Raw genomic sequence first — 7,739 nt, forward strand, 5'->3', positions numbered from 1 at the left:
GACACTCGACACCCGGGACGCCCCCCGGCAACTGTCGAAGCCAGCTCGCGCACAGACCCCGCCCACCCGGCGCCCCCACCGGTCCGTCAAAGCCACCGAGTGCCTGGGCCCCGCCAACCCCCGGCCCCGACCCCGACCAGCCGTCAAAGCCAGCGCCCCGCTCGTGGCCCCCGACGCCACCTAGGCCGAGGGGTGCGCCCCGCTCACCGGCGCGATCCACTGAATCGCCGCCGGCTCGCTCTTCCCCCGCCGGAACAGCCCGCGTCGGCGGGCGGGTTGCCCGGAGGCCCCGGGTTCGCCCCGGACCAGTTGGCGGTAGCCCGGCTCCCAGTCCTCGACCGCGAAGGCTCGGCCGTTGATCTCGTAGAGGCCGCCGTCCAGGCGGTCCACCAGGTACAGGTTGCCGCCGACCAGTTGGTGGCTGGGGTCGCCCGTGCGGACGAACTCGGCGGTCGCCACGCTCACCACCCAGCACAGCGGATGTTCGGTCACCTCTGAGACCGCCATGTCCACCATGTCCGCGGGTGGTCCGAACGACCTGGCCGACTGGTTCCGCTGTTCAACGAGGGCCGCGACCAACCGCACGGCGTGTTCTCTTCCGATCACCCGCACATCATCCCGGACGCCCGCCCGTTCCCCTACGCCTTCCCCTAACCCCCCGGCCCCTGCCCCGTGGATCCCCGTACCACCAGCTCCGGCTGGAAGACGTACTCCGTGCGCTGGACCGGGGTCCCCGCCACCGACTCCAGGAGGGCTCCGACCGCCGCCGTCGCCATCGCGCGGACCGGCTGGCGGATCGTGGTCAGCGGCGGGTCCGTGAAGGCGATCAGCGGGGAGTCGTCGAAGCCGACCACCGAGACGTCCTCCGGGACGCGCAGCCCCCGCTCGCGCGCCGCGCGGATGACGCCCAGGGCCATGGGGTCGCTGCCGCACACGATGCCCGTGCAGCCGCGGTCCAGCAGGGCTCCGCCCGCCGCGTGGCCGCCCTCGACCGTGAACAGGGTGCGCTGGATGAGCCCGTCGGCGGCGGCCGTGGGGAGGGCGGCCTTGAAGCCGGCCTCCTTGCGGGCCGACGGGACGTAGCGCGTCGGCCCGATGGCGAGGCCGATCCTGCGGTGCCCGAGGTCCTCCAGGTGCCGGACCGCCATGTCGGCGGCCGCGCGGTCGTCCGGGGAGATGAACGGTGCCTGGACCTGCTCGTTGAAGCCGTTGATCATGACGAACGGGACGCCCCGCGCCGCGAGCCGCTGGTAGCGGGACGGGTCGGCGGAGGAGTCGGCGTGCAGGCCCGACAGGAACACGATGCCCGTGACCCCGCGCTCCTCCAGCTGCTCCACCAGCTCGTCCTCGGTGGCCCCGCCCGGGGTCTGCGTGCACAGCACCGGCGTGTAGCCGTGTCCCGCCAGCGCCTGCTCGATGACCTGGGCGAACGCGGGGAAGATCGGGTTGGTGAGCTCGGGGATCAGCAGGCCGACCAGCCCGTTGCTGCGCCGGCGCAGCCGGACCGGCCGCTCGTAGCCCAGCAGGTCCATGGCGGCCAGCACCTTGTGACGGGTGCCGGACGCCACGCCGGACTTGCCGTTGAGGACACGGCTGACGGTCGCCTCGCTGACCTCGGCCTGCGCGGCGATGTCCGTCAGCCGGAGCGGAGAAGTCACCCCCTCCACCACACCGCCGTGTCGGCAGGCAGTACCGACGGGTCGGTGAGGTCACCGCTGGAGAGCAGGACGGTGCCCGGCGCGGGTATCCGTACCGGCTCGTCCGTGGTGTTCACGGTGCAGGTGAACTCGCCGCGGCGGAAGGCCAGGACGCCCGCCGGGGCCTCCAGCCACTCCACGGCGTCGCCGGCGCCCAGTTCCGGGCGCTCGCGGCGGATGCGCAGCGCCGAGCGGTACAGCTCCAGCGTCGAGCCCGGGTCCCCGGTCTGCGCGGCCACGCTCAGGCCGGCCCAGTCGGCCGGCTGCGGCAGCCAGCTCCCGCCGTCGCCGAAGCCGTACGGGGCTTCGCCGCCGGACCACGGGATCGGCACGCGGCAGCCGTCGCGCAGCCCGTCCTGGCCCTCGCCCCGCACGAAGGCCGGGTCCTGCCGCACCCCGTCCGGCAGGTCCAGCACCTCGGGCAGGCCCAGCTCCTCGCCCTGGTAGACGTACGCCGACCCGGGCAGCGCCAGCATCAGCAGGGCGGCCGCCCGCGCCCGGGCCAGACCCTGCTCCCCGCCCCCGTACCGCGTGACGTGACGTACGACGTCGTGGTTGGACAGCACCCACGTCGTCGGGGCGCCCACCGGGCGCATCGCGTCCAGCGAGTCGTCGATGGTGGCGCGCAGTGCCTGCGCGTCCCATCCGGTGTTCAGGTAGTGGAAGTTGAAGGCCTGGTGCAGTTCGTCGGGGCGCAGGTACATGGCCGTGCGGTCGGCGCTCGGCGTCCAGGCCTCGGCGACGCCGATGCGGTCGCCCGCGTACTCGTCGAGGACGGTGCGCCAGGAGCGGTAGATCTCGTGGACCCCGTCCTGGTCGAAGAAGGGCAGCACCTGGTTGCCGAGCAGCTTGAGCTGTCCGCCGCGGCCGAGGTCGGGCAGGCCGGGGGCCTTGACCAGGCCGTGGGCCACGTCGATGCGGAAGCCGTCGACGCCGAGGTCGAGCCAGAAGCGCAGGATGGAGCGGAACTCGTCCTGGACGGCGGGGTGTTCCCAGTTGAAGTCGGGCTGTTCGGGCGCGAAGAGGTGCAGGTACCACTCGCCGTCGGCGACGCGGGTCCAGGCCGGCCCACCGAAGATCGACTCCCAGTCGTTGGGGGGCAGGCTGCCGTCCGCACCCGCTCCGGGCCGGAAGTGGAAGCGTTCGCGCAGCGGGGAGCCGGGGCCCTCGCGGAGCGCCTGCTTGAACCATTCGTGCTGGTCGGAGCAGTGGTTGGGGACGAGGTCGACGATGATCCGCAGGTCCAGCGCGTGGGCTTCGCGGATCACGGCGTCGGCGTCGTGCAGGGTGCCGAACATCGGGTCGATGGCCCGGTAGTCGGCGACGTCGTAGCCCGCGTCGGCCTGCGGGGAGGCGTAGAAGGGGCTGAGCCACACGGCGTCGACGCCGAGTTCCTTGAGGTAGGGCAGGCGGCTGCGGATGCCTTCGAGGTCCCCCATGCCGTCCCCGTTGGAGTCGGCGAAGCTGCGCGGATAGACCTGGTAGATCACCGCTTCTCTCCACCAGCCGGGCAGGGTGCCGGTGGAGGTGGGGAGTGCGTCGGCGAGGTGCTGGGTCATGTCGTCCTTGGAGAGGTCGGGCCGGGCGGTACGAGGGGCGGGGCGCGGGGTGGTCAGCCCTTGGTCGCGCCTGCCGTCATCCCGGCGACGAGGTGACGCTGGGCGAAGACGAAGAAGAGTGCCGCGGGGATGGCGATGACGACCGAGGCGGCAGTCATCGGGCCCCAGTTGGCGGTGTACTGGGTGACGAAGGTCTGCAGTCCGCCGGCCAGGGTGAGGTTGTCCTCGCCGACCATGAAGGCGGAGGCGTACGCGACTTCGCCCCATGCGGTGATGAAGGAGTAGAAGCCGGTGACGGCGAGGCCGGGCTTGGCCAGCGGGAGGATCAGGCGCCAGAAGGTGCCGAAGGGGTTGAGCCCGTCGACGCGGCCGGATTCGTCGATCTCGACCGGGATGGTGTCGAAGAAGCCCTTCATCATCCAGGCGCAGAACGGCACGGCGATGGTGAGGTACGTGATGATCAGGCCGAGCGGCTGGTTGAGCAGTCCGAGCTGTCCCATGAGGTTGTAGAGCGGGACGATCAGGATGGCCATGGGGAACATCTGCGTGATGAGCAGGGTCCACATCAGGGGCCGCATGCCGGGGAACTTGAACCGGCTGACGGCGTATCCGGTGGTGGCCGCGATGAACACGCCGAGGACGGTGGTGACGCCGGCGACGAGCACGGAGTTGCCGAACCAGGTGAAGAAGGACGTCGACTCGACCAGGAAGCGGTAGTTCTCCAGGGTCGGGTTCTTGACGAGGTCCGTGCTGACGGCCTGCTTGGCGGGCTTGAGCGAGGTCAGCAGGACCCACAGCACGGGGAAGACCGCGATCACGGACGCGGCGACGAGGGTGCCGTGCAGGCCGATGGAGGCGAGCGGGGAGCGCTTGCCCCGCGGGCGGGCGGAGGTCGTCACGGTCACCACACCTCTCCCTGCTTGCGCAGCGAGCGCCGGTAGACCAGCGCGAAGATCATGAGCAGCAGGAGGATCAGTACGCCCCAGGTCGCCGAGCCGGCGAAGTCGCGCGGGCTCGTCACGAACGCCTCGCGGAAGGCCTGGGTGACCAGGATCTCGGTGGCGTCGCCGGGACCGCCCCGGGTGAGCAGGAAGATCACCGGGAACATGTTGAAGGTCCAGATGGTGGAGAGCAGGATCACCGTCATGCTGACGGCGCGCAGCCCCGGCAGGGTGATGTGGCGGAAGCGCTGCCAGGGGCCGGCCCCGTCCATCTCGGCGGCTTCGTAGAGCTCTCCGGGGATGGACTGCATGCCGCCGAGCAGGGCGACCATCATGAAGGGGACGCCGAGCCAGACGTTGACGGCGATGACCGAGATCTTGGCCCAGGTCGGGTCGTCGAGCCACGGGATGGCGGCGATGCCACCGCCTTCGAGGAGCTTGTTGAGGATGCCGCTGTCGCGGTTGAAGAGGAACCGCCAGGCGAAGACGGAGACGAATCCGGGGACGGCCCAGGGCAGGATGAGTGCCATCCGGTAGGCGGCGCGTCCCTTGAACTCGCGGTTGAGCATGGTGGCGAGGGCGAGGCCGAGCGTGAAGGTGATCGACACGCAGGCGACGGTCCACACCACCGTCCACACCAGCCGCTGCAGGAAGACCGGGTCGGCGAGGACGGTCGCGTAGTTGTCGAGTCCGACGAACTTGTACGTCGCCTCGATGTGGTTGGCGCCGATGGTGCGGCCGACGTTGCGCTCGGTGGCGTCGGTCAGCGACAGGTAGATGCCGCGGACGAGCGGCCAGCCGATGATCACGCCGAGGACGAGCACCACCGGGGCGACCATGGCCCAGGCGTACCAGTGGGTGGCCAGTGCGCGCCTCAGTCCGGGGCGGTTCCCGCGGTCAGTCCTGCGGCTCCGGCCGCGGGCGGCGCGGCCGGGGTCAGGACCGGCCTCGCTGCCCGCGGCCTTCGCCACCGACTGGCTGGTGTGAGCAGCCATGTTTCGTTACTTCCAGCCCTTGAGGATCTTGCGGAATTCGACGCCGGCCGCCTTGGCCGCGTCCTCCGGGCTCGAGGCCCCGGTGATCGCCTTGGTGTATTCGACCTTCAGCGGCTCGAAGAGGGAGCCGTTCTCCGGGATCCAGGCGCGCTCGACGGCCTTGTCGACGGCCGGCTTGAAGAACTGGACCATCTCGCTGGACTTGACGTCGGGCTGCTCGTAGGCGGCGGTCCGGGTCGGGAGCAGGCTCAGCTCCTTGGCGGACTGGACCTGCACCTCCTGCGAGGTCATGTACTCGACGAAGGCGTTCGCGGCGGCGATGTTCTTGGAGCCGGCGTAGACGGCGAGGTCGTGGCCGCCCTGCGGGGCACCGGCCTTGACGGAGCCGGCCGGGACGGCGGCGATGCCGAGGTTGGCCTTGTCCTTGAACTGGTCGCCCGCGTAGCTGTCGGCCACGGCCCAGGGGCCGTTGATCATCATGGCGACCTCGCCCGACTTGAAGGCGGTCTGCATGTTGGTCCAGCCGTCGGTGGCGTTGGTGATCGCCGCGCCCGAGGCGACCAGGTCGCGGGCGGTCTTGAAGGCCTTGACGCCCGCCGCGTTGTCGACGGTGACCGTCTTGGTCTTCGCGTCGACGAGGTCGCCGCCCTCGCCGTAGATGAGCGGCAGGAACCAGTACGAGTCGTCGCCGCGCAGGTAGAGGCCGGTCTTGCCGCTCTTGGCCTTGATGGCGGCGGCGGCGGTCTTCAGCTCTTCCAGCGTCTTGGGGGGCTGGACGCCGGCGTCGGCGAGCATCTTCTTGTTGTAGAAGAGGCCCATGGTGTCGATGACCTGCGGGACGCCGTAGGTCTTGCCCTCGTACTTGGCGCTGGCCGCGGCCTGGGGCAGGAACTCGGAGTCGACCTTCTTGGCCGTGTCGGCCGGGACCTCGGCGAGGTAGCCGAGGGAGGCGAAGTCGGCGACCCAGCCCACGTCGGCGCGGATGACGTCGGGGGCCTCGGCGCCGCTGCTGAAGGCGTTCTTGACCTTGTTCTGCGCGTCGCCGTAGGGGACGTTGACGTACTTGACGGTCACCTTGGGGTGCTTGGCCGTGAACGCCTCGGCGAGCTTCTGGAACGAGGCCTTCTCGGCGTCGTTCGAGGTGTCCCACCACGTGACCGTGCCGGAGAGCTCTCCGCCGGCCTTGGTGTCGCCGCTGTCGTTCTTGCCGTCACCGCCGCAAGCCGTCGCCGCGAGCGCCAGAGTCGCGACCAGCGCGGTGGCCGCTATGCCACGCCGCATATGAACTCCTTCGATGATCCCGGCCGCGCCTCGCGGTCCTGAGTTGCCGAGAACGTAACAAGCCTGCAAGCCGTCCGAAAGACCTTGCGGCAATTTTCTGCAAGAGAAGCTGATCGTTACATCCGTGTGTCCGTACGGTTGCCGCAGCTTGCTGTTAGTTCGAACCCTCTTCGACTGTCCGGGCCCGCAACCAGCGGGTGCGTACTCGCGTTGACCCGATATGACCCACGAGTTGACCGCCTCCCGGCTTGCAAGCGCTTCCAGCAACGCCACCGCAAGCGGCGGCTGGTGGCGCGATGCCGTCATCTACCAGGTGTACGTGCGCTCCTTCGCCGACAGCGACGGCGACGGCGTCGGGGACCTGCGCGGGGTCCGCGAGCGCCTCCCCCACCTGGCCCGGCTCGGCGTGGACGCGGTGTGGCTGACCCCCTTCTACGTCTCCCCGCAGGCGGACGGCGGCTACGACGTCGCGGACTACCGGGCCGTCGACCCCCTCTTCGGCGACCTCTCCGACGCCGACGCCCTGGTCCGCTCCGCCCACGCGCTGGGGCTGCGCGTCATCGTGGACGTGGTGCCGAACCACACCTCCGCGGAGCACCCCTGGTTCCGCGAGGCCCTGGCCGGCGTCCCCGGGGCCCGGGAGCTGTACCACTTCCACCCCGGGCGCGGCCCCGGCGGCGCCGAGCCGCCCAACGACTGGGAGTCGGTCTTCGGCGGGCCCGCCTGGACCCGGACCCCCGACGGCGCCTGGTACCTGCACCTCTTCGCCCCCGAGCAGCCCGACCTGAACTGGGAGCGCCCCGAGGTCGCCGAGGAGTTCGCCTCCGTCCTGCGCTTCTGGCTCGACCTCGGCGTGGACGGCTTCCGCGTCGACGTGGCCCACGGCATGGTCAAGGCTCCGGGGCTGCCGGACATCGGCCGCGGCGCGCAGGCCACGCTGATCGGCACCGAGCCGCTCCCCTTCTTCGACCAGGACCCGGTGCACGAGATCCACCGCTCCTGGCGGCGGCTCCTCGACTCCTACGAGGGCCCGCGCATCGGGGTCGCCGAGGCCTGGGCGCCCACCTCCGAGCGGCTCGCGCTGTACGTCCGCCCCGACGAACTGCACCAGGCCTTCAATTTCCGCTTCCTGAACTGTCCGTGGGACACGGCCGCGATGCGGACCGTCATCGACGAGTCCCTGGCCGCCACCTCCTCGGTGGGCGCCCCGACGACGTGGGTGCTGTCCAACCACGACGTCGTACGTCACGTCACGCGGTACGGGGG

At 70.7% G+C, this 7,739-nt stretch carries 7 protein-coding genes; 1 reads left to right on the forward strand and 6 read right to left on the reverse strand.

Annotated features, from left to right (window positions below):
- Positions 1-180 precede the first annotated feature (180 nt).
- From ACWGDE_RS33180 to ACWGDE_RS33205, 6 genes are all read right to left on the reverse strand, one after another.
- Positions 181-516 carry a YrhB domain-containing protein gene (locus tag ACWGDE_RS33180; protein WP_453392759.1) on the reverse strand — a complete coding sequence of 112 codons (336 nt, stop codon included), beginning with the start codon at positions 514-516 and terminating at the stop codon, positions 181-183.
- Positions 517-650: 134 nt separating this feature from the next.
- Positions 651-1,670 (reverse strand): LacI family DNA-binding transcriptional regulator, encoded by a 1,020-nt coding sequence (locus ACWGDE_RS33185; RefSeq protein WP_453392760.1) that lies wholly within the window; start codon positions 1,668-1,670, stop codon positions 651-653.
- Complete coding sequence (locus ACWGDE_RS33190) at positions 1,655-3,256, reverse strand: glycoside hydrolase family 13 protein (protein ID WP_453392761.1); 1,602 nt, start codon at positions 3,254-3,256, stop codon at positions 1,655-1,657. Before ACWGDE_RS33190 ends, ACWGDE_RS33185 begins: the two co-directional genes overlap by 16 nt.
- A 53-nt stretch (positions 3,257-3,309) precedes the next feature.
- A complete protein-coding gene (locus ACWGDE_RS33195; protein ID WP_453392762.1) occupies positions 3,310-4,161 on the reverse strand; it encodes a sugar ABC transporter permease in 852 nt (283 codons plus the stop codon).
- A complete protein-coding gene (locus tag ACWGDE_RS33200; protein WP_453392763.1) occupies positions 4,158-5,192 on the reverse strand; it encodes a carbohydrate ABC transporter permease in 1,035 nt (344 codons plus the stop codon). The genes ACWGDE_RS33195 and ACWGDE_RS33200 overlap by 4 nt, the downstream gene beginning before the upstream one ends.
- Before the next feature lie 6 nt (positions 5,193-5,198).
- Positions 5,199-6,473 (reverse strand): extracellular solute-binding protein, encoded by a 1,275-nt coding sequence (locus ACWGDE_RS33205; RefSeq protein ID WP_453392764.1) that lies wholly within the window; start codon positions 6,471-6,473, stop codon positions 5,199-5,201.
- 220 nt (positions 6,474-6,693) lie between these two features.
- On the opposite strand from ACWGDE_RS33205, the gene ACWGDE_RS33210 reads away from it, so the two are divergent.
- Positions 6,694-7,739, forward strand: a 1,046-nt coding sequence (locus ACWGDE_RS33210) for an alpha-amylase family glycosyl hydrolase (RefSeq protein ID WP_453392765.1), incomplete at its 3' end; no start/stop codon positions are given.

It is taken from the genome of Streptomyces sp. NPDC054956, assembly GCF_053609185.1.

Coding starts and splice junctions, on each gene's coding strand:
- ACWGDE_RS33200 (WP_453392763.1), bottom strand. CDS start 5,192: ATGGCTGCTCACACCAGCCAGTCGGTGGCGAAGGCCGCGGGCAGCGAG.
- ACWGDE_RS33205 (WP_453392764.1), bottom strand. CDS start 6,473: ATGCGGCGTGGCATAGCGGCCACCGCGCTGGTCGCGACTCTGGCGCTC.
- ACWGDE_RS33190 (WP_453392761.1), bottom strand. CDS start 3,256: ATGACCCAGCACCTCGCCGACGCACTCCCCACCTCCACCGGCACCCTG.
- ACWGDE_RS33180 (WP_453392759.1), bottom strand. CDS start 516: ATGGTGGACATGGCGGTCTCAGAGGTGACCGAACATCCGCTGTGCTGG.